This window comes from Vreelandella sp. ssv (genome assembly GCF_059448525.1).
Map to the genome: position 1 here is coordinate 319,243 of NZ_CM182545.1, position 25,178 is coordinate 344,420.

Annotated in this window: 23 protein-coding genes; 17 read left to right on the forward strand and 6 right to left on the reverse strand. The window is 55.3% G+C overall.

Annotated features, from left to right (window positions below; all coding sequences use genetic code 11):
- Window positions 1–78 precede the first annotated feature (78 nt).
- Entirely contained in the window at window positions 79–513 is a 435-nt protein-coding gene (locus AC5TBW_RS01525; RefSeq protein WP_495510402.1) for a type II toxin-antitoxin system RatA family toxin, read from the forward strand.
- Complete coding sequence (locus AC5TBW_RS01530) at window positions 503–820, forward strand: RnfH family protein (RefSeq protein ID WP_495510403.1); 318 nt, start codon at window positions 503–505, stop codon at window positions 818–820. The genes AC5TBW_RS01525 and AC5TBW_RS01530 overlap by 11 nt, the downstream gene beginning before the upstream one ends.
- A gap of 48 nt (window positions 821–868) precedes the next feature.
- Here the strand turns inward: AC5TBW_RS01530 and AC5TBW_RS01535 are convergent, their stop codons facing one another.
- Window positions 869–1,285, reverse strand: coding sequence for an outer membrane protein assembly factor BamE (locus tag AC5TBW_RS01535; RefSeq protein WP_495510404.1), 417 nt, complete (start codon window positions 1,283–1,285; stop codon window positions 869–871).
- Between the two features lie 72 nt (window positions 1,286–1,357).
- On the opposite strand from AC5TBW_RS01535, the gene fur reads away from it, so the two are divergent.
- Window positions 1,358–1,810: a ferric iron uptake transcriptional regulator gene (fur, locus tag AC5TBW_RS01540; protein WP_096276274.1), complete on the forward strand. Its 453-nt coding sequence runs from the start codon at window positions 1,358–1,360 to the stop codon at window positions 1,808–1,810.
- 143 nt (window positions 1,811–1,953) lie between these two features.
- Here the strand turns inward: fur and recN are convergent, their stop codons facing one another.
- Complete coding sequence (recN, locus tag AC5TBW_RS01545) at window positions 1,954–3,627, reverse strand: DNA repair protein RecN (RefSeq protein WP_495510405.1); 1,674 nt, start codon at window positions 3,625–3,627, stop codon at window positions 1,954–1,956.
- A gap of 211 nt (window positions 3,628–3,838) precedes the next feature.
- On the opposite strand from recN, the gene grpE reads away from it, so the two are divergent.
- The 4 genes from grpE to AC5TBW_RS01565 all read left to right on the forward strand — a co-directional run bounded on the left by grpE (window position 3,839) and on the right by AC5TBW_RS01565 (window position 8,833).
- Window positions 3,839–4,480, forward strand: a complete 642-nt coding sequence (gene grpE / locus AC5TBW_RS01550; protein WP_495510406.1) for a nucleotide exchange factor GrpE — start codon at window positions 3,839–3,841, stop codon at window positions 4,478–4,480.
- Window positions 4,481–4,638: 158 nt separating this feature from the next.
- Entirely contained in the window at window positions 4,639–6,573 is a 1,935-nt protein-coding gene (gene dnaK / locus AC5TBW_RS01555; protein WP_495510407.1) for a molecular chaperone DnaK, read from the forward strand.
- Window positions 6,574–6,698: 125 nt separating this feature from the next.
- On the forward strand, window positions 6,699–7,844 hold the full coding sequence (gene dnaJ / locus AC5TBW_RS01560) for a molecular chaperone DnaJ (protein WP_290700651.1): 1,146 nt from the start codon (window positions 6,699–6,701) through the stop codon (window positions 7,842–7,844).
- Between the two features lie 89 nt (window positions 7,845–7,933).
- Window positions 7,934–8,833 (forward strand): DMT family transporter, encoded by a 900-nt coding sequence (locus tag AC5TBW_RS01565; RefSeq protein WP_495510408.1) that lies wholly within the window; start codon window positions 7,934–7,936, stop codon window positions 8,831–8,833.
- On the opposite strand, the gene AC5TBW_RS01570 is transcribed toward AC5TBW_RS01565, so the two are convergent.
- From AC5TBW_RS01570 to AC5TBW_RS01580, 3 genes are read right to left on the reverse strand one after another with little or no spacing between them, the layout of a single operon-like run.
- On the reverse strand, window positions 8,811–9,560 hold the full coding sequence (locus tag AC5TBW_RS01570) for an ABC transporter ATP-binding protein (protein ID WP_495510409.1): 750 nt from the start codon (window positions 9,558–9,560) through the stop codon (window positions 8,811–8,813). The genes AC5TBW_RS01565 and AC5TBW_RS01570 overlap by 23 nt on opposite strands.
- Complete coding sequence (locus AC5TBW_RS01575; RefSeq protein WP_495510410.1) at window positions 9,554–10,624, reverse strand: FecCD family ABC transporter permease; 1,071 nt, start codon at window positions 10,622–10,624, stop codon at window positions 9,554–9,556. The genes AC5TBW_RS01570 and AC5TBW_RS01575 overlap by 7 nt, the downstream gene beginning before the upstream one ends.
- Window positions 10,614–11,747 (reverse strand): ABC transporter substrate-binding protein, encoded by a 1,134-nt coding sequence (locus AC5TBW_RS01580; protein WP_495510411.1) that lies wholly within the window; start codon window positions 11,745–11,747, stop codon window positions 10,614–10,616. Before AC5TBW_RS01580 ends, AC5TBW_RS01575 begins: the two co-directional genes overlap by 11 nt.
- A 217-nt stretch (window positions 11,748–11,964) precedes the next feature.
- Between AC5TBW_RS01580 and AC5TBW_RS01585 the strand changes: the two genes are divergently transcribed.
- The 5 genes from AC5TBW_RS01585 (at window position 11,965) to greA (ending at window position 18,491) form a co-directional block, all read left to right on the forward strand.
- The gene (locus tag AC5TBW_RS01585; protein ID WP_071695095.1) at window positions 11,965–12,246 is read left to right on the forward strand and encodes a DUF2218 domain-containing protein; all 282 of its coding nucleotides are present in this window, start codon (window positions 11,965–11,967) and stop codon (window positions 12,244–12,246) included.
- 165 nt (window positions 12,247–12,411) lie between these two features.
- The gene (dapB, locus tag AC5TBW_RS01590; RefSeq protein ID WP_495510412.1) at window positions 12,412–13,218 is read left to right on the forward strand and encodes a 4-hydroxy-tetrahydrodipicolinate reductase; all 807 of its coding nucleotides are present in this window, start codon (window positions 12,412–12,414) and stop codon (window positions 13,216–13,218) included.
- Window positions 13,219–13,571: 353 nt separating this feature from the next.
- Window positions 13,572–14,717, forward strand: coding sequence for a glutamine-hydrolyzing carbamoyl-phosphate synthase small subunit (gene carA, locus AC5TBW_RS01595; RefSeq protein WP_495511894.1), 1,146 nt, complete (start codon window positions 13,572–13,574; stop codon window positions 14,715–14,717).
- A gap of 70 nt (window positions 14,718–14,787) precedes the next feature.
- A complete protein-coding gene (gene carB / locus AC5TBW_RS01600) occupies window positions 14,788–18,018 on the forward strand; it encodes a carbamoyl-phosphate synthase large subunit (protein WP_495510413.1) in 3,231 nt (1,076 codons plus the stop codon).
- Window positions 18,015–18,491 carry a transcription elongation factor GreA gene (gene greA / locus AC5TBW_RS01605; RefSeq protein ID WP_495510414.1) on the forward strand — a complete coding sequence of 159 codons (477 nt, stop codon included), beginning with the start codon at window positions 18,015–18,017 and terminating at the stop codon, window positions 18,489–18,491. Before carB ends, greA begins: the two co-directional genes overlap by 4 nt.
- A gap of 94 nt (window positions 18,492–18,585) precedes the next feature.
- On the opposite strand, the gene yhbY is transcribed toward greA, so the two are convergent.
- Window positions 18,586–18,912 carry a ribosome assembly RNA-binding protein YhbY gene (gene yhbY / locus AC5TBW_RS01610; RefSeq protein WP_022520713.1) on the reverse strand — a complete coding sequence of 109 codons (327 nt, stop codon included), beginning with the start codon at window positions 18,910–18,912 and terminating at the stop codon, window positions 18,586–18,588.
- 114 nt (window positions 18,913–19,026) lie between these two features.
- On the opposite strand from yhbY, the gene rlmE reads away from it, so the two are divergent.
- The 5 genes from rlmE to tpiA all read left to right on the forward strand — a co-directional run bounded on the left by rlmE (window position 19,027) and on the right by tpiA (window position 25,175).
- Window positions 19,027–19,674 carry a 23S rRNA (uridine(2552)-2'-O)-methyltransferase RlmE gene (rlmE, locus tag AC5TBW_RS01615; RefSeq protein WP_495511895.1) on the forward strand — a complete coding sequence of 216 codons (648 nt, stop codon included), beginning with the start codon at window positions 19,027–19,029 and terminating at the stop codon, window positions 19,672–19,674.
- A gap of 246 nt (window positions 19,675–19,920) precedes the next feature.
- Window positions 19,921–21,927, forward strand: coding sequence for an ATP-dependent zinc metalloprotease FtsH (ftsH, locus tag AC5TBW_RS01620; protein ID WP_495510415.1), 2,007 nt, complete (start codon window positions 19,921–19,923; stop codon window positions 21,925–21,927).
- A gap of 116 nt (window positions 21,928–22,043) precedes the next feature.
- Window positions 22,044–22,958 (forward strand): dihydropteroate synthase, encoded by a 915-nt coding sequence (gene folP, locus AC5TBW_RS01625; RefSeq protein WP_495510416.1) that lies wholly within the window; start codon window positions 22,044–22,046, stop codon window positions 22,956–22,958.
- On the forward strand, window positions 22,955–24,304 hold the full coding sequence (glmM, locus tag AC5TBW_RS01630; RefSeq protein WP_495510417.1) for a phosphoglucosamine mutase: 1,350 nt from the start codon (window positions 22,955–22,957) through the stop codon (window positions 24,302–24,304). The genes folP and glmM overlap by 4 nt, the downstream gene beginning before the upstream one ends.
- A gap of 121 nt (window positions 24,305–24,425) precedes the next feature.
- On the forward strand, window positions 24,426–25,175 hold the full coding sequence (gene tpiA / locus AC5TBW_RS01635; RefSeq protein ID WP_495510418.1) for a triose-phosphate isomerase: 750 nt from the start codon (window positions 24,426–24,428) through the stop codon (window positions 25,173–25,175).
- Window positions 25,176–25,178 lie beyond the last annotated feature (3 nt).

The window sequence follows — 25,178 nt, forward strand, 5'->3', positions numbered from 1 at the left end:
GAGGCGTGATACCATTTAGAGTATGAAAAATATTCCCCATGATACGCTTTGGGCACTGTGAAGTCAGCGGAGAGGTCAATGCCAACCGTCAATCGTTCCGCCTTGGTGCGGCACACCCCCCAGAAAATGTTCGATTTGGTTAACGACTTCGAACGTTACCCAGAGTTTTTGCCCGGTTGCCGTCAGGCTCGTTTGGTCGAGCATGATGATGAGCATTTAATCGGCGAAATGACCCTTGGGCGCGCCGGCGTCGAGCAAACCATTACCACACGTAACGACCTCTTTGCGCCCGAGCGCATTGAGCTATCGCTAGTTAAAGGCCCCTTCAAACGGCTTAAAGGCCGCTGGCTGTTTATCCCCATGGGAGAGGATGCTTGCAAGGTCAGTCTGGAGATGGAGTTCGAGTTCGCTAATCGGCTGCTCGGAATGGCTTTCGGCAAGATCTTTCAACAAATAGCCGGGCAGTTGGTCGATGCCTTTACCAAGCGCGCAAATGAGCTGTATGGCCGCTGAACCGCTAGCGGTTGAAGTAGCCTATGCGTTGCCCGCTAAGCAGCGCATAGTGGCGCTACGCGTGCCTGAGGGCACCACTGCGCGCCAGGCCGTTGCTTTGGCAGATCTACCGTCACTATACCCTGAGCTACCTGAGGAGATATTTGCTCAGGCAACGTTGGGAATTTTTGGTAAAGCATTACGCGACCCCGACACACAGCAGTTGCGCGAAGGCGATCGGGTAGAAGTTTACCGGCCGTTGGCCATCGATCCTAAAGTCGCTCGCTTAGAACGCGCTAAGCGCCAAGCGAGCGAACCAGGAAGGTAAGTTGCTTTAAGGCTGTGAAACAGGCTGTGTGCGTGACGGTGCCTGTAGCTACAAGTTTTCGTCTGTTAACGAATCCATCGGGTTTGTGCCCTCTGTCGCAGGCCCAATGCCGTTACCACTTTCGAACGGCAGGTCAGAAGATAGATCGCCCTGCTGTTCGATATTCACCAAGCGATCCTGAGGGTCGAAAGTGAGCGTAACGCGGCGCTGTTCTACATCACCGTACGCCTTGTCTAAACGAAACACATAGTCCCACTGGCTAGCATCAAAGGGCGCCTCTAACAGCGGCCTGCCCATCACATAAGTGACTTGCTCTTTAGACATGCCAGGTTGAAGTTGGCTAACCATCTCCTGAGTGACCAGGTTGCCTTGGGGGATATCGCGCTTATACACGCCTACGTAGCTGCAGCCACTCACAACGGTAAGGGCAACGGAAAGCGTGATGATTCGAGTCAATTTTTGCATTTGGGCCTATTCTTCACTATCGTGGTTTCGGTTGATCATACCCGACCTAACCTGTTACTGCGAAGAGCGACCATGGCCGATCAGAACCATGAATTGCGCAAAGCCGGTCTGAAAGTGACCCTGCCGCGCGTCAAGATACTTCAAATTCTCGAAAATGTTTCGGGTCAGCACCACCTTAGCGCGGAAGAAGTGTATAAAACACTGATTGATGCGGGCGAAGATGTTGGCCTGGCTACTGTGTACCGCGTACTGACTCAGTTTGAGTCGGCAGGGTTGGTTATTCGTCATAACTTTGACGGTGGCCACGCAGTATTTGAGATGACACAAGAGGACCACCATGATCATATGGTGTGCCTGGAAAGCGGTGAGATCATTGAGTTTGTTGATGAAATCATTGAGCGTCGTCAGCAAGAAATCGCTGAAGAGCATGGCTACGAGTTAGTGGATCATGCGCTAGTGCTTTATGTTCGTCCACGTGGCTCCGATGTGACCCGCCAAGACAGCGGGCCGACGAACAGGAAATAATGTTCGTGGTTATACACTGCACTCGGCTCGGAAATATGAACGCCCCTGCATTACCTGTTCGAATTCGCCTTCAATGGAATTTGTCAGGTAATGAGGGGCGTTTTATTTTGTCGAGTATAAAGCCCCGTTACATGCTCTTCTAATCAGTGCGCCGGGCGCTGGCTTGCATGCAGCATTTCACGGGCATGAGCGAGGGTTTGGTCAGAGAGCGTCACACCGCCTAACATTCGCGCCAGCTCGCTGATACGCCCCTGTTCATCGAGCAGTGCCATTTGGGTCAGCGTGGTGTCGCGTTTTGCCTGTTTCTCGATATGCAGATGCTGGTGCGCCTGGGCTGCCACTTGCGGTAGGTGAGTCACCGTCATTACCTGGCCGTTTTCACCTAGCTTGCGCAGCAATTGACCGACGATTTCCGCAGTAGCGCCTGAAATGCCCACATCTACTTCGTCAAACACCAGGCTAGGCACCGTTGAGTGCGTCGCCGCGACCACTTGAATCGCCAAGCTAATCCGCGACAGTTCGCCGCCGGAAGCGACTTTGGTCAATGGTCGCGCGGGCTGGCCGGGGTTGGCGCTGATCAAAAACTGCACACGATCAAGGCCTTCGGGAGAGGGTGCCTCTTTCGCGGTGACTTCCACTTCAAAGCGGGCTTTGCCCATGGCTAAAAAGCCCAGCTGTTGCTGCACTTCCTTGCCCAAACGAAGCGCGGCTTTTTGACGGCTCTCGCTGAGTTTTTTCGCTTCCTGACGGTAGCTTTCGCGTAGCTCAACGACTCGCGCACTCAGTGCTTCTAAGTCATTGCCACCTTCTTCTAACTGCGCGACTTCTCGCTGTAGATCAGCATGCAGGGCGCATAGCTCTTCAGGGGCAACGTGATGCTTACGGGCGATCCGGTGGACATCGGTCATGCGCTCTTCAACCCAGGCGAGCCGCTCGGGGTCTAGTTCAGTGGTGCTAGCGAGGCGATTGAGTTCGCTGGAGGCCTCTTCCACCTGAATGCGCGCATCGCTCAGCATGGCCAGCGTGTTGGCCAGTGTGCCCTTGTCACTGCCTGGCAGCGCGCTTAAGTGAGCGAAAGCCTGGTTGAGTAGCGAGAGTGCACCACCTTCATCGCTGGCACAGCAGTCGGCGGCAAACTGGGTCTCGCGCAGGGTTTCTTCCGCGTGGGCGAGCGTATGTTGCTCCTCCTCCAGCGTCGCCAGCTCGCCCTCCGCCAGGCCGAGCTGGTCCAGCTCTTCCACCTGGTAGCGCAGCAACTGCCGTTTGGCTTCTACCTCACTGCCTTCTTCGCTTAGCTTTTTCAACTGACGGCGCGCATGGCGCCACTCGCGAAACGTTTCGGCTAATTGAGTGGTGGCATCGTTTAGACCTGCGTAATCGTCCAGCAACGAGAGGTGGGTCTCCTCGCGCATCAGGGCGTGGTGGGCGTGCTGACCATGAATCTGGATCAATTGTTCGCCCAGCGATTTAAGGTCTGAAATAGTCGCGGGGTGTCCGTTAATCCACGCTTTGGAGCGACCGTTAGCAGTGACGACGCGGCGCAGCAAGCACTCTTCGGCGGGGAGTTCACGAACCGTTAGCCACTCGACGGCGGCGGGCAGGTGCTGAATATCGAAACGTGCGGAAAGATCCGTACGCTCGCGGCCGTGTCGCACGCTTCCGGCATCGGCGCGCTCGCCCAGGCAGAGCCCGAGGGCGCCTAACAGAATCGATTTGCCCGCGCCGGTCTCCCCGGTAATCGCGGTCATGCCTCCCGTTAGGTCGAGCTCTAGATGGTCAACAATAGCGAAATCTTGAATAGCTAGCTGAGTAAGCATGGCGCCTCCTGAGGCGGTACAGCACAGAAGCTGGATACTTATCCAATAGTTGTTGATTTATACAGTAGTTAATAACTCACTTCAATGCACCTCTTGAGATGGAATTTATGGCCCCCATATAGCGTTCATGATCAGTTAAAGCTAGTGACTTAAAGCCTTACTTCTTTGCGCGTTGCCCGCGTGGCCGCGCCCTACTTTTTAGGAGCACAACATGGCGAAAGAACCGCAAACTCCGTTGGATGACGAACTGGCACGCCACGAGCAAGACGCCGATGGTGCCGAGCAGGCGGCGGAACAAGCCGCAGAAGAGCGCTTGATGGAAGGCGAGCTGGAAGGGTTGATCAATGACGAAGAGCCGTTAGAAGGAGGCGTCGATAACCCCGAAGCGGAAATGCTGGCAGCCCAGGTGGATGAGTTAGAGCAGAGTTTAGCTGATGCCAAAGATCAGGCCCTGCGCGCCGCCGCGGAAGCACAAAACGTTCGCCGCCGTGCCGAGCAGGAAGCCGAAAAAGCCCGCAAGTTTGCGCTTGAAAAGTTTGTTAAAGAGCTGCTGCCGGTCGTGGATAGCCTGGAAAAAGCGCTAGAGACTATGGAAGAGGGTGCCTCGGACATCCACCGTGAAGGCGTCTCCATGACCTTGAAGATGCAGGTGGATGTGCTTAACAAATTCGGGGTAGAAAGCATTGAGCCCCATGGTGAGCCCTTCGACCCGCAGGTGCACGAAGCCATGACCATGGTGCCTAACCCGGATCTTGATCCGAACACCGTGATGGACGTTATGCAAAAAGGCTATTTACTCAATGGACGCCTGGTGCGCCCGGCGATGGTTGTCGTGAGTAAAAAAGCCGATTAAGCCACTGGCGGCACAGAGTGTGAAATAAGAGTGTGAAAAAAAGCCCTTGAAATGTCAGCGGCGGCCCCCAAATAAAGGGCAACCCCGCGGGGAAACCCGCAGACAAGCTTTTAAAACTAAATTTTCAGTTTTGTAACAACCGAATTCGAGGTATTGCTATGGGACGTATAATTGGTATCGACCTGGGCACCACTAACTCTTGTGTGGCCGTGCTCGATGGTGACAGCGCTAAAGTTATCGAAAACGCCGAAGGCGGCCGTACGACGCCTTCTATCATCGCGTATACCGATGATGGTGAAACGCTGGTAGGTCAGGCGGCTAAACGTCAGGCCGTTACTAACCCAGAAAACACCCTGTACGCTATCAAGCGTCTAATTGGCCGTCGCTTTAAAGACGACGTTGTCCAGAAAGACATCAAAATGGTGCCGTACAAAATCACCGAAGCAGACAATGGTGATGCTTGGGTTGAAGTAAAAGGCAAAAAAATGGCACCGCCGCAGGTTAGCGCGGAAGTGTTGAAGAAAATGAAGAAAACCGCCGAAGACTACCTGGGCGAAACGGTCACCGAAGCCGTTATTACCGTACCGGCTTACTTCAACGACAGCCAGCGTCAGGCAACGAAAGATGCTGGCCGCATCGCGGGTCTGGACGTTAAGCGCATCATCAACGAACCAACCGCTGCCGCACTGGCTTACGGTATGGACAAGTCGCGCGGCGACAAAACCATCGCGGTCTATGACCTGGGTGGCGGTACCTTCGATATCTCTATTATCGAAATTGCTGACGTTGATGGCGAAACCCAGTTTGAAGTGTTGGCCACTAATGGTGACACCTTCCTGGGCGGCGAAGATTTCGACTTGGCGTTGATCAACTACCTGGTTGATCAGTTCAAGTCAGACAGCGGCATTGACCTGTCCGGCGACAACCTCGCCATGCAGCGTCTGAAAGAAGCCGCTGAGAAAGCCAAAATTGAGCTTTCCAGTGCCCAGCAGACCGACGTGAACCTGCCTTACATCACAGCCGACAACACTGGCCCGAAACACCTTAACGTGAAGGTGACACGCGCCAAGCTGGAGTCGCTAGTAGAAGAACTGGTTCAGCGCTCGCTCGAGCCGTGCAAAATGGCGCTGAAAGATGCGGGGCTGTCTGCGGCTGAAATCGACGAAGTGATCCTGGTCGGTGGCCAGACACGCATGCCGATGGTGCAGAAGAAAGCCGCTGACTTCTTCGGTAAAGAAGCACGCAAAGACGTTAACCCGGATGAAGCGGTTGCCGTTGGTGCAGCGATTCAGGGCGGCGTACTGGGTGGCGACGTTAAAGACGTTCTGCTGCTTGACGTCACTCCGCTAACCCTGGGTATCGAAACCCTGGGCGGCGTGATGACGCCACTGATCGAAAAGAACACCACCATCCCGACCAAGAAGACACAAACCTTCTCAACGGCGGATGACAACCAAACGGCGGTGACCATTCACGCCGTACAGGGTGAGCGTAAGCAAGTGTCGCAGAATAAGTCACTGGGTCGTTTTGATCTTGCTGACATTCCGCCGGCACCGCGCGGTGTGCCGCAGATCGAAGTCGCCTTTGACTTGGACGCCAACGGTATTCTGAACGTATCGGCGAAAGACAAAGCCACTGGCAAAGAGCAGTCGATTGTCATTAAGGCTTCCAGCGGTCTGTCCGAGGAAGAAGTCGAGCAGATGGTGCGCGATGCTGAAGCGCACGCCGAAGAAGATAAGAAGTTCGAAGAGCTGGTACAGCTGCGTAACCAAGCCGATGGCATGATTCACGCCACGCGCAAAACGTTGGAAGAAGCTGGCGACAAAGCGACTGACGACGAGAAGCAGGCGATTCAGACCGCTATCAGCGAGTTGGAAGAAGCGGTTAAAGGTGACGACGTCGATAACATTCAGAAGAAACTGGATGCATTGACTGAAGCTTCTGGTCAGCTAGCCCAGAAAATGTACGCCGAGCAGGCAGAAGCGGCTCAGCAAGAGGGCGGTGAAGGTACCGAAAACACAGGTTCCAAGCCGGAAGATGACGTGGTTGACGCCGAGTACGAAGAAGTCAACGACGATCAGAAAAAGCAGTAACAACCTCTTTCTGCCAAGGAAAAGCGGTGACGCGGGAGCTTACTCCCGCGTTGCTGTTTCCGCAGCCAAAGCGCACGAGATAAGTTTCTGTTAAGTGCGTAGCTAACCAGGAGGCGTAGGGCCCTATGTCCAAACGCGATTATTACGAAGTCCTGGGTGTCGAAAAAGGGGCCGATCAGAAAGAGATCAAGAAGGCCTATCGCCGTCTGGCGCAAAAATTCCACCCTGATCGAAACCCGGACGATAACACCTCAGCGGAAAAATTCCGTGAAGTGTCCGAAGCGTATGAAGTACTTAGCGACGGCGAGAAACGCGCAGCTTATGACCAGTTTGGCCATGCGGGCGTTGATGGCCAAGGCGGCGGCGGTGGTTTCGGCGGCGCAGGCGCTGGTGATTTCAGCGACATTTTCGGTGATGTGTTTGGCGATATTTTTGGCGGAGGTGGTGGTCGCCGCCGTGGGCCCAACGCCCCGGCACGCGGTTCCGACCTGCGCTATAACCTTGAGCTGGATTTAGAGAACGCAGTTTCAGGGACTACCGTCGATATTCGCGTGCCGCGGCATATCGAGTGTGACCGTTGCGATGGCGGCGGCGCCGAGCCCGGCTCGTCTAAAGAGACGTGCCCGACCTGTCACGGTCACGGTCAAGTGCGTATGCAGCAGGGCTTCTTCGCCGTGCAGCAGACTTGCCCGACCTGTCATGGCTCTGGTCAGCACATTAAAGTGCCGTGCCACAAGTGTAATGGCGAAGGGCGCGTACGTGAGACACGCACGCTGTCCGTCAAGATTCCGCCCGGCGTGGATACCGGTGACCGTATTCGTTTGAACGGTGAAGGCGAAAGCGGTGTTAACGGTGGCCCGCCTGGAGATCTGTATGTGCAGGTGGCTATCAAGCCACACCATATTTTCCAGCGTGACGGTAAACACCTGCAGTGTGACGTGCCGATCAACTTTGTCGATGCAGCGCTAGGTGGCGAGCTTGAAGTGCCGACGTTAGACGGTCGCGTGAAATTGAAGATTCCGCCGGAAACCCAGACAGGCAAGCTGTTCCGCCTGCGCGGTAAAGGCGTGAAGCCAGTACGCGGTGGTATGCCAGGTGATCTGCTGTGCAAAGTGGTAGTTGAAACCCCCGTCAAGCTTAACGATGAGCAGCGCGATCTATTGCGCCAGCTGCAACAGAGCTTCGACGACAGCAACAGCCACAATCACTCGCCGAAGAAAACCGGTTTCTTCGACAGCGTGAAGAGCTTCTTTGAAGATATGAAGCCGTAAGTCTGAGATAATGGTAAGCAGTTAGGTGTTTAGCCCAAAAACCCTCGGTTCGCCCGGGGGTTTTTGCTGTTTAAGGAATGATAAGCGCAATGGATCACCTTGAAGAAAGGCCCACCATGGGCATTTTGCTGCGGGTACTGTCTGGCCTGCTTTTTACCGGGATGCTGGTGTGTATCAAGGCAGTTAGTGAAGAAGTGCCTGTGGGGCAGTCGGTGTTTTTTCGCTCGTTGTTTGCGCTGCTGCCTATTGTCGTTTTCCTACTTCTGCGGCGGGAGTTCCCACGCGGATTGGCGACGCGCCGCCCGCTGGGGCATGCGTTGCGCTCCGGCCTGGGGGCGGCGGCGATGTTCGCTTCTTTTGCCGCCGTGGCGCTTTTGCCAGTGGCGGAAGCAACCCTGCTCGCTCAGCTTACGCCGGTCTTTATGGCGATTGGCGGTGTGCTGCTGCTGGGAGAGCGCTGCTCGCTTAATCGCGCGGGTGGCGTGGTGCTGGCGCTTGCTGGGGTAGCCGTGCTGATTTTGCCTGGGCTTAATGCCAGTTCCAGTAACGGCCAAGCGACCGGGTACGCGCTAGGGGCGTTGGGTGCGCTGCTAACGGCCGGTGCTTTATTAACCGTCAGGCGTATTTCGCGCACCGAGACGGCAGCTTCAATCGCCTTCTACTTTATTTTAGTGGCTGCGCTGGCAGGGCTGGCAACGCTGCCATTGGGCTGGGCAGCACTCAACCGGGTAGAGTTTGCGCTGTTGGTGTTCTCAGGTCTGTTTGGCGGTGCTGCTCATATCGCGATGACATTGGCCCTACGCTACGCCGAGGCATCGCGTTTGGCACCTTTCGAATATATTGCCCTGGTGTGGCCCGTGCTCGCCGATTGGGTGCTGTTTGGAATACCGGTCTCCAGCGGCTTTCTGCTAGCGCTACCGCTGATGTTATCCGGGGTAGCGCTAGCGGCGATGGAAGGGCGGCGGCTTAAATGGCTGATTCGACGATAAGCTGTGGTTGGCCTTTCGAGCAGGACTCGATGCGTGTCGATACCCGATAAACCTGACGTAGCAGCGCAGGGGTAATCACGTCGGCGGTGGAACCGCAGGCAATCAAGCGGCCATTTTCAAGCATCATGGCCGCGTCTGCGAAACGCAATGCATGCCCCAGGTCGTGAAGTGCCACTAGAATCAGCATCTGGCGATCATCGGCTAACCGGCGCAGTACTGTCAGCAGGTTAATCTGGCGGTTAAGATCGAGTGCCGAAGTGGGCTCGTCCAGCATCAAAATCTCGGGCTCTTGCACCAGAGCTTGGGCAGCGCTGACCAACTGGCGCTGCCCGCCGCTAAGGTCGCCGATATCCCGCTCGCCAAGGGCCGCAATAGAGAGCTCCTCAAGCGCACGATCAACCTGCGCTAAATCCTCAGGCTGCACTTTTAATCCACGCCCCTGCATGCGTGCCAAAAGTACCGACTCATAGACCGTCAGCACGGCCTTGGCGCCGGTATCCTGGGGCATATAGCCCACGGGGCGTTCGGCGCTGGTGCCGCTGATAATCACGTCGCCTTCGCCTTTCAATAACCCTAAAATGCGGCGAAAAAGCGTCGATTTACCCGCCGCATTGGGCCCTAGCAGGGCGACGACTTGCCCGCCTTGAAAACAGGGCGTGGTGATCTCTTCCAGAATAGGGCGGCGCCCGTATCGGGCGGATACACGGTTCAGTTGTAGGGTTACCATGAGGCCTTCTTGTGGCTAAGCACCAGAAATAGGAAGAAGGGAATCCCCACTAGCGAGGTAATAATGCCAATGGGAATAATGGTGCCAGGAATAATGATCTTGGAGATGACCGAGCCAACGGAGAGGATCAGTGCGCCGCACAGGGCCGAGCCGGGCAAAAAGAAGCGCTGATCCTCGCCCAGTAAAATGCGCGCAATATGCGGCCCAACCAAGCCAATAAACCCAATGGTACCCACGAACGCCACCGCGATGGCCGCAAGCAGTGACACCAGTACCAGTACTTCCAGACGCAGCGCGCGGGGATTGACGCCCATGCTCTCGGCTTTGGCGTCGCCCAGGCGCATGGCGGTCAGCGCCCAGCCATGCCGGGCAAGCAGCGGCATCGACAAGGCAAGAATGCTAAGGGCGATCCAGAACTTCGGCCAGGTGGCTTTGGTCAAGCTGCCCATTGTCCAAAACACCACTGCGGAGACCGCCTCCTGACTGGCAAAGAACTGAATCAGCGCCATCAGTGAGTTGAAGATAAACACCATGGCGATGCCGAGCAGCACAATGGTCTCTACCGTCACGCCACGCTTAAGGCTTAAGGCATGAATTAAGAAGGCAGTAAACATGGCCATCACGAAGGCGTTGATGGGCACCACAAACTCAATGGCAGCAGGCACCAGCGCCACGCCAAAGGCGAGACCCAGGGCGGCGCCAAAACTGGCCCCGGCGGAAATCCCCAAGGTAAACGGGCTGGCTAGCGGGTTGCTCAGAATGGTTTGCATCTGCGCCCCGGCCACCGACAGGCTGGCACCCACCACGAGTGCCATCAGCGCCACCGGCATGCGGATTTCCCAAAGAATAACCCGGGCCTGCTGGCTGACACTCTCTGGCGTGAATAACGCGGCGACCACTTCGCCCAGGCTATAGCGGGCGGGCCCCAGCGCTAGGTCGACGCAGAGGCTAAAAAATAGCGCTAAAACCAGTGCCGCCAGTATCATCTGGCGGCGGAAAACCTGGCTATGGTAGAAAGCGCGCCCCTGGGAGACGTGTTCGCTTGTTCCTGTTTCAGTCCTCATGGAGCGTTAACCAATAGCCGGGTTCATAGTCGATGGGCAAGAAGCGTTCGTGCAGCTCTTCCATTGTGGCGTTGGGGTCCAGGTCTTCAAACAGCTCTGGGTGTAGCCATTTGGCTAACTGCTGAACGGCCACGAAGTAGTAAGGGCTGTTGTAAAACTGGTGCCAAATAGCGTGAAAGTTACCTGATTCCACCGCTTCGATGCCGGTCATCGCGGTGCGCTTGGTCAGCGCTTCCAGCTTAGTGCGGGCGAGCTGCATATCAGACCCAGGGCCTACGCCGACCCAGTTGCCGCCCGGTACGTAGGCGTCCCAGTTGCCGCCGGTGACAACCACATGATCAGGATTGGCAGCGATAATCTGTTCAGGGTTCAGGTTGCCGAAACTGTTAGGGATGATGCCCTCGGCAATATTGCTCCCACCAGCCAAAGTGACATACTCGCCAAAGTTGGCGGGGCCAAAGCTCATGCAGCACTCGTCGGAGTAGCCGCCGGCCCGGTCAATAAACACGCTGGGGCGCTCTGGGTTGGCCTTAGCGATGACATCGGTTACCCGTGCCAGCTGTGTCTCGGCAAACTCGATGAACTCTTCTGCCGCTTCTTCATCGTCCATGATCTGACCGATGATGCGCATGGAAGGAATCGTGTTTTCAAGCGGGTCTTCGCGAAAATCTACATAGATGATGGGAATGCCGAGTTGTGCCAACTTATCATCGTAGGCGGCGTCTTCCGTGGCGGCTTTGGCTTCGATGTTCATCAATACCACGTCGGGGTTAAGCGAGGCGGCCTGCTCTACGTCAAAAGTGCCGTCTTTAAAGCCACCAAAAGTGGGGATCGCTTTGATCTCGGGGAAACGCTCCAGGTAACGGGCATAGTTATCGGGATCCGCCTGAGAAAAGTCTTCGCGCCAGCCGACCACATGAGCAAAAGGAGCTTCAGGTTCGAGTAATCCGAGCAGATAAATTTGCCTGCCTTCGCCTAAAATAATCTTCTCAGCGGGGGCGTCTAGAGTGATTTGACGGCCAGCGATATCGGTAATAGTGATATCTTCAGCGATAACAGTGGTGCAGTAGCCAATGCAGACAAGGGCGCTAAGCAGACATTTTATGCGTTTATAGCTGAACATTGTTTACTCGTCGATAGGTGTTGGTTGAGCAGGTGTGTGGGGCAGCGGGCGGAATGGCATTTTAATGCAGATGCTATTGTATCGCATTACTGTTTGAGTGCTATCGGTTTGCGTTAATTTAAGTTTTGAGTGTCAAAATTACAGATACCCTCTAATTTTTAGTTAGTAATTTCTCGATAGACTTACCTCTTCATTATTTACATATCGGAGAACTCTTATGCCGTTATCACGCGTTGAAATTGCCACGCCGTCCGCCGAGCGTTTAATCAATCGTCTCTGCAAGCACTGGGCGCATAAGCTGGAGGTTGAGCAAAGCGATCAGCAAGCCACCATTACGTTTGCCACCGGCACCTGCTTAATGCTCGCGGAGCCCGATAAATTGGTGGTAGCCCTCGAAACCCTCGAAGAGGAGCATTTGGATGAGTTGGAGGGGGTAGTCGAGCGTCACTTGGTACGTATGGCTGGTGATGAAGAGCTGGCAATTGTGTGGGAAAACTAAGCCAAGCTTTTTAAGAGGGAAAGCAGTGCATCGAATGCGCTGGTGCGTCTGCTATAATCGCGGCAATTTTTGAAAGCTTAGGGTTTTGAAAGCATGGATTTGTGAAAGCATAGATTTTTCAAAACATAAGTTTTACGCACCGAAACGCAGAGCGCAGGAGTTCGCATGACCCGAATTGCCATTGTAGGCGTGGCTGGCCGCATGGGCCGTACGTTGGTAAATGCTATTGAGCAAGAGGCTGAGGCAACGCTGGCTGGCGGTATTCTGGAGCCGGGTAGCTCTCTAGTAGGCGCTGACATTGGTGAGCTGGCTGGCGTGGGGAAGCGCGGCGTCGTTGCGGTAGATTCGCTCGCGTCGATTGTCGATGATTTTGATGTACTGATCGACTTCACGGCTCCCCAGGTCACGCTTGGTAATCTGGCGTTTTGTGCCGAGCACGGCAAACGTATCGTGATTGGCACCACCGGCATGAGCGATGATGAGTTGTCTCAGCTCGATAGCTACCGTGACAAGGTGGCCATGGTGTTCGCACCCAATATGAGTGTCGGGGTCAATCTGACCCTGAAGTTGCTTGAAACCGCAGCCAAAGCGCTAGGCGATGAAGGCTACGATATTGAAGTGATCGAGTCTCATCACCGTCATAAAGTTGATGCACCTTCCGGTACTGCGATCAAAATGGGCGAAGTGATTGCCGACAGCCTGGGGCGCAACCTGAAAGAGCATGGCGTGTTCGAGCGGGTAGGGCAGTGCGGCCCCCGTACGGATAAAGAGATTGGCTTTGCCACCGTGCGCGCGGGCGATATCGTTGGCGAGCACACGGTGATGTTTGCCACCGAGGGCGAGCGCATCGAAATTACTCACAAAGCCTCCAGCCGAATGACCTTTGCCAAAGGCGCGGTTCGCGCGGCGCGCTGGGTCGCAGGCAAAGAGAGCGGCCGTTACGACATGCAGGATGTGCTGGGTTTAGATTAAGGAATGACTAATGCTAGAATTGCCCTATTACTCAGGGGTAGTTTTAGGCCAAGAATTCCTGTAACATTTCAAAAATTTTGGCCGGGTGGCTTAGAGAACTAAAACGGCGCGCTTGTTGCGTTGGCCAGCCCAAAGCCTGCCCCCGAGTTTACGGTTATTACGTTGATAGCTAAGTGGCTCTGAAGGGCATCGAACAACAAGCGGGATGAAACCGATTCTTTTTATCGGCTTCGTCCCGCTTTTTTACGACCCCATTTTTGATAATGAGGTCGTGGATTAACGAAGAAATTGCTGAGCCTGCGCCCACCAGGCTCCCACCAGCATGGGAGGATCTTGTTTTGAATAACCCCGCATTGAGCAAACCCGCAATATTGGCTCTGGAAGATGGTAGCGTGTTCCACGGCATCGCCATTGGCGCGGACGGATTAACAAGCGGTGAGGTGGTGTTCAATACGGCCATGACCGGTTATCAAGAAATCCTCACCGACCCCTCCTACACCCGCCAGATTGTTACCCTCACCTATCCCCATATCGGCAATACCGGCATTAACGCAGAAGACATTGAGTCCGCCTCTATTGCCGCGGCAGGGCTGGTCATTCGTGATCTACCGTTAATGGCTAGCAGCTTCCGCTCAGAGCAGTCGCTGTCGGATTACCTAAAAAGCCAGAATGTGCTGGGCATTGCCGATATTGATACCCGCCGCCTAACGCGCATTTTGCGCGATAAAGGCGCGCAGAACGGGGCGATTCTAGCGGGTGCTGATGCTGAGGGTGATCATGCTGTGGCGCGGGCGCTGGAAGCCGCCAAGGCTTTCCCTGGTCTGAAGGGCATGGATCTGGCCAAAGAAGTGTCGTGTAAAGAAGCCTACGAGTGGTCCGAAGGCGAGTGGACATTGGGGGAAGGTTACGCCGACGCTTCGCAAAGTGAGCGGCCTTACCATGTGGTGGCATATGATTACGGCGTGAAATTCAACATCCTGCGCATGCTGGCCGCCCGCGGCTGCCGCCTGACGGTGGTGCCCGCGCAAACCCCCGCCGCTGACGTGCTGGCGATGAAGCCTGATGGCGTGTTTTTAGCCAATGGTCCCGGCGACCCAGAGCCCTGCGACTACGCTATTAAAGCGATTCGAGACGTACTGGAAACCGATATTCCGGTGTTTGGTATCTGCCTGGGCCACCAGCTGCTGGCGCTCGCCGCCGGGGCGAAGACGGTCAAAATGAGCCACGGCCACCATGGTGCCAACCACCCGGTGCAGGATTTGGCTACCGGCACAGTAATGATCACCAGCCAGAACCACGGCTTTGCGGCGGATGAGGCAACACTGCCTGCCAATGTACGCGCAACGCACCGGTCGCTGTTCGACGGCACCTTGCAAGGGATTGAGCTCACCGACCGACCCGCGTTCAGCTTTCAGGGTCACCCGGAAGCGAGTCCCGGCCCGCGTGATGTGGCGCCGCTGTTTGATCGCTTCGTAGGCATGATGCAGGCGCGTCGCTAACGCGCCCTGTCGCATCACCGTATCGCCGTCTTTTTGTCGCTCATCGTCACCATTTTTTGCGGGAACCGTTATGCCTAAGCGTACCGACATCAACACTATTTTGATCATTGGCGCTGGCCCGATTGTGATCGGCCAGGCCTGCGAATTCGACTACTCTGGCGCCCAGGCGTGTAAAGCACTGCGCGAAGAGGGTTACCGGGTTGTTTTGGTCAACTCCAATCCCGCCACTATCATGACCGACCCGGCCATGGCCGATGCCACCTACATCGAGCCAATTACCTGGCAGACGGTAGAGAAGATCATCGAGGCGGAGCGCCCCGACGCGATTCTGCCGACCATGGGTGGTCAGACGGCGCTGAACTGCGCCCTTGAGCTTGAAAAACATGGCGTACTGGAGAAGTTCGGCGTCGAGATGATCGGTGCCAACGCCGATGCGATTAACATGGCCGAAGACCGCGATCTGTTTGATCAGGCCATGAAGCGCATTGGTTTGGAGTGCCCGAAAGCGAAAATCGCCCACACCATGGATGAGGCGTGGGAGATTCAGGCGGAACTGGGTTTCCCGACGATTATTCGCCCCTCCTACACCATGGGCGGCTCCGGCGGTGGCGTGGCGTACAACAAGGAAGAGTTCGAAGAGATCTGCACCCGCGGTTTTGAACTCTCCAACAACCACGAGCTGCTCATCGATGAGTCGCTGCTGGGTTGGAAAGAGTACGAGATGGAAGTGGTGCGCGACAAAAACGACAACTGCATCATCGTCTGCGCGATTGAAAACTTCGATCCCATGGGCGTGCACACCGGTGACTCGATTACCGTGGCCCCGGCACAAACGCTGACGGATAAAGAGTATCAGATCATGCGTGACGCCAGCCTCGCGGTGCTGCGCGAGATTGGTGTAGAGACCGGTGGCTCTAACGTCCAGTTCGGTATGGACCCCAAAACCGGTCGTTTGGTAGTCATTGAGATGAACCCGCGGGTGTCGCGCTCCTCGGCGCTGGCCTCTAAAGCGACCGGTTTCCCGATTGCTAAAATCGCGGCGAAATTGGCGATTGGCTATACCCTGGACGAGCTACAGAACGATATTACCGGCGGGCGTACGCCGGCATCATTTGAGCCGTCTATCGATTACGTGGTCACTAAGATTCCGCGCTTCACCTTTGAGAAATTCCCCCAGGCTAACGATCGCCTGACGACGCAGATGAAGTCGGTGGGCGAGGTGATGGCGATTGGCCGTACGTTCCAGGAGTCGCTGCAGAAAGCGCTGCGCGGTCTGGAAACCGGCAACGATGGCCTTGATCCGATCATTACTGATTTCACGCCGGACAATATGGCGATTATCCAGGGTGAGCTCCAGGCCGCCGGTGCTGAGCGTATTTTCTACGTGGCGGATGCCATGCGCTCGGGCATGAGCGTCGATGAGGTCTTTGCCCTAACCAATATCGACCCTTGGTTCCTGGTCCAGCTGGAAGATCTGGTGCTGACTGAAAATGCCGTTGCCAAGCGCTCGCTGACTGATTTCTCTGCCCGTGAGATCTATCAGCTCAAGCGCAAAGGTTTTGGCGATGCGCGCCTGGCTAAGCTGCTCAGCGTCAGCGAAAAAGAGTTCCGTCAAACCCGTCAGGCTGCCGGTATTCGCCCGGTTTACAAGCGCGTTGATACCTGTGCTGCGGAGTTTGCCTCGGACACCGCCTATATGTACTCCACCTATGAAGAGGAGTGCGAAGCGGATGTGTCTGACCGTCAGAAAATTATGGTACTGGGCGGTGGTCCTAACCGTATCGGCCAGGGTATCGAGTTTGACTACTGCTGCGTTCACGCCGCCTTCGCCATGCGCGACGACGGCTATGAAACCATCATGGTCAACTGCAACCCGGAAACCGTCTCGACCGACTACGACACCTCTGATCGTCTCTACTTTGAGCCGGTCACATTGGAAGACGTGCTCGAAATCGCCGACAAAGAGAAGCCGGTGGGCGTGATCGTTCAGTTCGGTGGTCAAACGCCACTAAAACTGGCTCGCGAGCTGGAGGCGGCCGGTGTGCCGATCATCGGTACCACGCCGGACGCCATCGACCGCGCCGAAGACCGCGAACGCTTCCAGGTGATGATCGACAAGCTGGGCCTGAAGCAGCCGCCTAATGCTACAGCGCGCAGCTTTGCCGAGGCCTTCGATAAAGCCGAAGCGATTGGCTACCCGCTGGTGGTGCGTCCCAGCTACGTGCTGGGTGGCCGGGCCATGGAGATCGTTTACGACGCCTCTGAGCTTGAAAACTATATGACCCACGCGGTGAAAGTCTCTAATGACTCACCGGTGCTGCTGGATCACTTTTTGAGTGCTGCGATCGAGATCGACATCGATGCGGTGTCGGATGGTCACCAGGTGGTGATCGGCGGCATCATGCAGCACGTAGAGCAAGCGGGCGTTCACTCCGGTGACTCCGCCTGTGCGCTGCCGCCTTACTCGCTGCCTGCGGATGTGCAGGATGAGATGCGCCATCAGGTGAAACAGATGGCGGTTGAGCTGGGCGTGAAGGGCTTAATGAACGTGCAGCTTGCCTGGCAGGATGGCGAGATCTACGTGATCGAGGTGAATCCCCGCGCCTCGCGCACCGTGCCCTTTGTATCGAAGTGCATCGGCACCTCGCTGGCACAGATTGCGGCTCGTTGCATGGCTGGAAAAACGCTTGCTGAGCAGGGCTTTGAGCGCGAAATCGTACCGCACTTCTATAGTGTTAAAGAGGCGGTCTTCCCGTTTAATAAATTCCAGGGGGTTGACCCGATTCTCTCGCCGGAAATGAAGTCCACTGGTGAGGTGATGGGCTCTGGGGATACTTTTGCAGAAGCCTTTTTCAAGGCGCAGTTGGGGGCGGGTGAAGCGATTCCTGGGCTAACCGGCGAGCGTAAGGCATTTTTGTCTGTGCGCGAACCCGATAAGGCAGGGATTATCGAAGTGGGTCGTTCTCTGTTAGCATTAGGCTTTACGCTATGTGCAACACGGGGAACAGCGGCTGCTTTGGAAGCGGCTGGGCTTGCCGTGGAACATGTCAATAAAGTCTACGAAGGACGTCCCCATATCGTCGATCTGCTCAAGAACGACGAAATCGCCTACATTGTGAACACTACCGAAGGTCGCCAGGCAATCAACGACTCTTCGGTCATTCGCCGTACTGCTCTCGCGCGCAAGGTGCCCTATGCGACCACCTTGGCGGGCGCTAATGCTGTTTGCATGGCGCTTGAGTACGGTAGGGAGATTACGGTGCGGCGCCTTCAGGATCTGCATGCAGGAGCAAGTCAATGAACAAGGTCCCGATGACGGTTGCGGGAGAAAGAAGTCTTCGCGAAGAGCTGAATTACCTCAAAGGCGAAGCGCGTCCGCAGGTAATCGCGGCCATCGCCGAAGCGCGTGAACACGGCGATCTAAAAGAGAATGCCGAGTATCACGCTGCTCGCGAGCAGCAAGGGTTTATCGAAGGGCGGATTCAGGAGATCGAAAGTAAACTCTCCGTCGCGCAGGTGATTGATGTCACTAAACTGCCGAAAACCGGCAAAGTGATTTTCGGCGTAACCGTGTCGCTCATCAATCTCGATACTGATGCGGAAGTCACTTACCGTATCGTCGGCGAAGATGAGGCGGATATTAAGTCTGGCCGTATCTCGGTCACTTCTCCCATCGCCCGTGCTTTGATCGGCAAGGAAGAGGGTGATGTCGTGGTGGTGAAAACCCCCGGCGGCGAAGTCGAATACGAAATAAGTAGCGTCGAGTACGTTTGATAAAAAAACGCCCCTTCAATTGACCATGGTTAGGTCGGTTGAAGGGGCGTTTTCGTGTAGCAGCATTCGTTTTGGAATGAGTGCAATCTAACGGTTAATGCCGACCGTGGTGGTTCTCGAAGCGGGTAACATTAGAAAGCTTCGGGTTCACCTGTGGGTTTCTGCGATAGAGCAGCGCCATTTTGCCAATGGTTTGCACAAGGTCGGCGCGGCTGTTGGCGATCAGTTCGGCTATCATGGCAGCCCGATCATCACGCTCAGGAAGGGCGAGCTTCACTTTGATCAGTTCATGATCGGTGAGTGCGCGGTTAAGTTCTGCGAGCAAATTTTCGGAGACGCCGTTCTCAGAAACGGTGACCACTGGGTTAAGATGGTGGCCAATGCTACGAAATGCTTTCTTTTGTGCCTGTGACAAGCTCATGGTATCTTGCGGTATCCCGGTTAGCGCTTAACGCTCCATCTTACGGTGAAACGTCACCGAGTGAAAGCGATCGCGTGAATGCGCCCATCTCTTATTTCAGTGTTAGATTCCTACATGCAGCAAAAGCCCCCAAACCGTAAACACTCCGTCAGCAAGACCAGTAATAACTGGAAGAAGGAGCATTTTGACGACCAGTATGTGAAGCAGAGTTGGCAGGATGGCTATCGCTCCCGTGCCAGCTACAAGCTGATCGAGCTGGATGAGAAGGATAAGTTGCTACGACCTGGAATGACGGTGATTGACCTAGGCGCAGCCCCCGGCGGATGGAGTCAAATTGCCGCTGAGCGGGTGGGGCCTGAAGGTGTGGTGATCGCATCTGATATTCTCGAAATGGATGCGCTGGCCGGGGTAGATTTCATCCAGGGGGACTTTACCGAAGAGGCTGTATTGGAAGCGATACTAAATCGCCTCGATAATCGCCGTGTAGACCTTGTGATGTCGGACATGGCCCCCAATATGAGTGGTATGGCAGCGATTGATCAACCCCAGGCGATGTACTTAGTGGAGCTAGCGTTAGAACTCGCTCGCGAAACGTTGTCACCCGGTGGCCGATTTTTAGCTAAAGTATTCCAGGGGGAAGGGTTTGACGCCTACTTGAAAGAGTTGCGCGGTAGCTTTAACAAAGTAGTGGCTCGAAAGCCGGATGCCTCGCGGGCACGTTCTCGTGAGGTCTATTTTCTGGCCGAAGGGTTTCGCGGGTGACTGGTCAGATGGTGCGGCAGTCGCTCGTATGGTTCATAGCCTAGATTTATCAGCGCGATTGCCAGACAGGCAAGCGCAACGTGTGTCACATTAGTCGCCATAAGTGCGCGTGACACAGATGGCCCGAGGCAGAATATAAGACGCTTTGGCAATGGTTGAACGCTTGATGCTGATGTAATGTCCTATTAGCAGGCTTCATTGAGCACTAGGGTTTAACTGACGGATTCTTGTAATGAGGGTAGCCCCTTGAACGATATGGCGAAGAACCTGATTCTGTGGTTGGTCATCGCGGCCGTCCTACTGACAGTGTTCAATAATTTCAGTACGGAAAGCGCACCGCAAAACACAAACTACTCTCAGTTTGTGCAACAGGTGCAAAATCAGCAGGTACGTAGCGTCACGATTGATGGTTACACCATCAGTGGTGAGCGCACGGATGGCTCTCAGTTTCAGACGATCCGCCCAGCGGCGGAGGATCCGAAGCTGATGGACGATCTGTTGAGCAATAATGTAACGGTCGTCGGTAAAGAGCCAGAACAGCAAAGTATCTGGACGCGCCTGCTTATCGCTAGCTTCCCGATTCTGCTGATTTTGGGCATTTTTATGTTCTTTATGCGCCAGATGCAGGGTGGAGCCGGCGGCGGCAAAGGCGGCCCAATGAGCTTTGGTAAATCGAAGGCCAAGCTGCTCTCTCAAGACCAGATCAAAACCACCTTTGCCGACGTGGCGGGCTGTGATGAAGCGAAGGAAGAAGTAGAAGAGCTGGTCGACTTCCTGCGCGACCCGACCAAGTTCCAGCGCCTGGGCGGTATGATTCCCCGCGGCGTTCTAATGGTGGGGCCTCCGGGTACCGGTAAAACGCTGTTGGCAAAGTCGATTGCTGGCGAAGCTAAAGTGCCGTTCTTCTCTATCTCGGGTTCTGACTTCGTTGAAATGTTTGTGGGTGTGGGTGCATCGCGTGTGCGCGACATGTTCGAACAGGCCAAGAAGCAGGCGCCGTGCATTATCTTTATCGATGAGATTGACGCCGTGGGCCGTTCACGTGGCACGGGCATGGGTGGTGGTAACGACGAGCGTGAGCAAACGTTGAACCAGCTGCTGGTCGAGATGGATGGTTTTGAAGCGAACGAAGGCATTATCGTCATCGCAGCCACTAACCGTCCTGATGTACTTGATCCTGCGTTAATGCGCCCAGGTCGCTTCGACCGTCAGGTCACCGTTGGTTTGCCCGATATCCGTGGTCGTGAACACATTTTGGGTGTTCACCTACGTAAAGTGCCATTGGCAGACGACGTTAAGCCGCAAATAATCGCACGCGGTACGCCAGGCTTCTCCGGTGCCGACTTGGCTAACTTGGTGAATGAGTCTGCGCTGTTCGCCGCGCGTCGTAACAAGCGCCTAGTCAGCATGGAAGAGCTTGAGCTGGCGAAAGACAAGATCATGATGGGCGCAGAGCGCAAATCGATGGTCATGACCGATAAAGAGAAGCTCAATACGGCTTACCATGAATCGGGTCACGCCATTATCGGCTTGGTCGTGCCTTCTCATGACCCCGTCTATAAGGTAACGATCATTCCCCGTGGCCGTGCGCTGGGTGTCACCATGTTCCTGCCGGAAGAGGATCGTTACAGCCTGTCGAAGCAACAAATTTTAGGGCAGATCTGCTCGCTGTTCGGTGGTCGTATTGCCGAGGAGATGACATTAGGCCCGAACGGCGTAACGACCGGTGCTTCTAACGACATCAAGCGTGCGACTGAGCTGGCTCATAACATGGTCGCTAAGTGGGGCTTGTCGGACGAAATGGGGCCGATCATGTACGACGAGGATGAGTCGCATCAATTCCTCGGTGGTCCCGGTCAGGGTGGTAGTAAGATGAAGTCGGGTGACACCACGACCCGCCTTGACAAGGAAGTCCGCAAAATTATTGATGACTGCTATGAGCAAGCGCGCCAAATCCTGACGGATAATCGCGATAAGCTTGATGCCATGGCAGAGGCACTAATGAAGTACGAGACTATTGATGCCACTCAGTTGAAGGACATCATGGAGGGGCGCGATCCCCGTCCGCCTGAAGGCTGGGACGACGGTGATTCATCCGGCGGTGGTACGCCTATTGGTGGCGGTGATAAGCCAAAAGTGCAAGAAGCCGATGATGATACGTCTAGTAATGCTTCAGGTAGTGATGGTGAAGAGGAAGATGACAAACCTCGCCGTCGGCCCTCGGATCCTCTCGGTGGAACTGCGGGTTCCTAGTGAAATGACTAGTTAGATCACCCCTCGTATGAGCCGAAGGCGCCCCGTCATGGGGCGCCTTTTTTGTTATGCTGTATATATCACTGCCATGTTTCTTTTCTTGACCAGGCTGAAGAATGAAATCAATGACCGACTCGTCCTCTATGCTAACCGCAGAAAATGCTTTTCATTTGCGGTGTGGTCGCCATCTGCTGGATCTCTCTTTTCCTCGCGTGATGGGGATTCTCAATGTCACTCCAGACTCCTTTTCTGATGGTGGACAGCACGTTGCACTGGATGACGCGCTGCGCCATGCCGAACGTATGCTGGCGGAAGGGGCTGCAATGATAGACGTGGGGGGCGAGTCGACCCGGCCTGGCGCTACGCCTGTTAGCCCTCAGCAGGAGTTGGATCGTGTGGCGCCGGTAGTGGAGGTTCTGGTGCGCGAGCTGGACGCCCTGGTGTCGGTGGATACCAGTTGCCCGACGGTTATACGCGAGGCGAGCGAGCTGGGCGCTGGGATGATCAACGACGTGCGCGCGCTGGAGCGCGAAGGCGCGCTGCTTGCGGCAGTAGGGAGTGGTCTACCTGTTTGCTTGATGCATCGCCAGGGCGAGCCGCAAGATATGCAGCACGCGCCCGCTTATCGCCGCCCAATAGAAGAGGAAGTGGCGGATTATTTGGCGCGCCGAGTCGCCGAGTGCGAGGCAGCCGGGCTGCGCCGTAATCGACTTTTAATTGACCCTGGTTTTGGCTTCGGCAAAACCGTCGAACACAATCTACGCTTACTCAAATATATGGAAACTCTACAGTCACTGGAGCTTCCATTGCTGGTGGGTATGTCGCGCAAGAGCATGATTGGAAAAGTGTTGGGTCGACCGGTGGAGGAGCGTCTCTCAGGAGGTTTGGCGCTCGCTGCGATGGCGGTCGAGCGTGGAGCGAATATTTTGCGCGTGCATGATGTCGCTGCAACGGTAGATGCAGTCAATATGGCGTGGGCGGTACTACAAGAAGGCTGCGAGCCGCCGCTGAACAAGGAGTTTAACGCATGACTAGGCGCTATTTTGGGACAGACGGAATCCGTGGCACGGTGGGTCAATCACCCATTACGGCCGACTTTATGCTCAAGCTAGGCTGGGCGGCGGGGCAGGTGCTGCGCCGTGATAAAGGTCGGACGCGGGTGCTCATCGGTAAAGATACGCGTATTTCTGGTTATATGTTTGAGTCCGCTTTAGAGGCGGGGCTTTCGGCAGCTGGTGTCGATGTCTCGCTCCTTGGGCCAATGCCGACGCCAGGTATCGCCTACTTAACGCGGACGTTCCGCGCTGATGCGGGGATTGTGATTTCGGCATCGCACAATCCATATGATGATAATGGCATCAAGTTCTTCTCCGCGGAAGGCAAAAAGCTTCCCGATGAAACGGAAGATCGGATTGAGGAGATGCTCGAGGCGCCATTGACCACAGCAGAAGCCGCCCAGTTGGGTAAAGCAACCCGCATCGATGATGCTGCTGGTCGTTACATCGAATATTGCAAATCAACCCTGCCCGATCGGCTAAGCCTGCACGGCCTTAAAGTCGTGCTGGATTGCGCCCATGGCGCCACTTACCATATCGCGCCTAATGTGTTTCGTGAGCTTGGAGCTAACGTCACTACCATTGGCTCTGCACCTGACGGGTTAAACATTAATCAGCAGGTGGGGTCAACTCATCCCGCTGCGCTGCGCGCTGCTGTGATCCAGCAAAACGCTGATTTGGGAATCGCTTTTGACGGTGATGGTGATCGCGTGCTGCTGGTTGATGGCAATGGCCGCGAAGTCGACGGCGACGATATTCTCTATTTAATTGCGCGCGATCGTCACGAGCGTGGTTTGCTTCAAGGTGGCGTGGTGGGCACCTTAATGTCTAATTTTGGCCTCGCAATGGCGCTGAATAAACTGGGCATTCCTTTTGAGCGGGCTAAGGTGGGTGATCGCTTTGTCATGGAGCGGATGGCGGCCAATGGCTGGGAACTAGGCGGTGAGGCGTCGGGGCACATTGTCTGTGGTCATGTGCAGACCACCGGCGATGGAATTGTCTCTGCGCTACAGGTGTTGGCGCTGATGATGCGTGAGCAAAAGAGCCTGCCCACGCTATTAAAAGAGTTAGAGAAAGTGCCGCAGGTATTGGTCAATGTGCGTTTGCCCGCACATGCAAGTGCCAAAGAAGTGATGGAATCTGCGCCTTTGCAGGAAGCAGTTGCCGCCCTAGAGCATGAGTTAGGAGATGAAGGGCGAGTGTTGCTGCGTCCGTCAGGCACCGAGCCATTGATTCGTGTGATGGTGGAAGGGCGTGCGCATTTAGATGTCGAGCAATTGGCGCGTGGCCTTGCTGATCAAGTCCAGGCGCTAATTAAATAAGGGGGCTCAGCCCGTTGGCACCATAAACCGGTTCCTGAAACCAGTCGTGTGCTTACAACAGCGGTTGTCTTGACAAGGCCGCTCCTATACCATTTCGCTCCACCTTGAGTGAGGAGAGTCGATGCGTACGCCTTTAATTGCCGGTAACTGGAAAATGAACGGTTCCGTGGCGTTGATCAATGAATTCGGCCAGGCCTTCTCTGCTGCCGTATCGCCAAAGAACGTGGATGTGGTTATTATTCCGCCGTTCCCCTATTTGGATGCGGCACGCCACGCGTTTGAAGGTACGGTGTTGTCATTAGGTGCACAAACATTAAATCCCATCCACTCCGGGGCGCATACCGGTGAAGTGAGTGGCCGCATGCTCAAAGAGTTTGCAGTCTCTTATGTCTTGGTGGGGCACTCCGAGCGACGCCAGCTTTATAAAGAGAGCGATGAGCAAATTTTCGCGCGTCTATTGGCAGCGTTAAGTTTCGATCTAAAGCCGATCCTTTGTGTGGGCGAGTCTTTAGAGGAGCGTGACGCAGGTCGCACGATGGAGGTAGTGCTTCGTCAAGTAGGCTATGTCATGTCCCGCTTAGAGCCCGACCAGCGCAAGCAGGTCGTGATTGCCTATGAGCCCGTTTGGGCCATTGGCACTGGGCGCACGGCGACGCCCGAGCAAGCCCAGGAGGTCATGGCAGGCATTCGTGCTTACCAAGCGGGTTTTGATAAGGGGTTAGCCGAACAGCTGCGTTTGCTATACGGCGGCAGTATGAACGCAAGTAATGCGGCTGAGCTGCTCGCTCAGCCGGATATCGACGGCGGTCTAGTGGGCGGAGCCTCACTCAAGATCGATGATTTTTATGCCATTTGTCAGTCAGCAGGATAACGC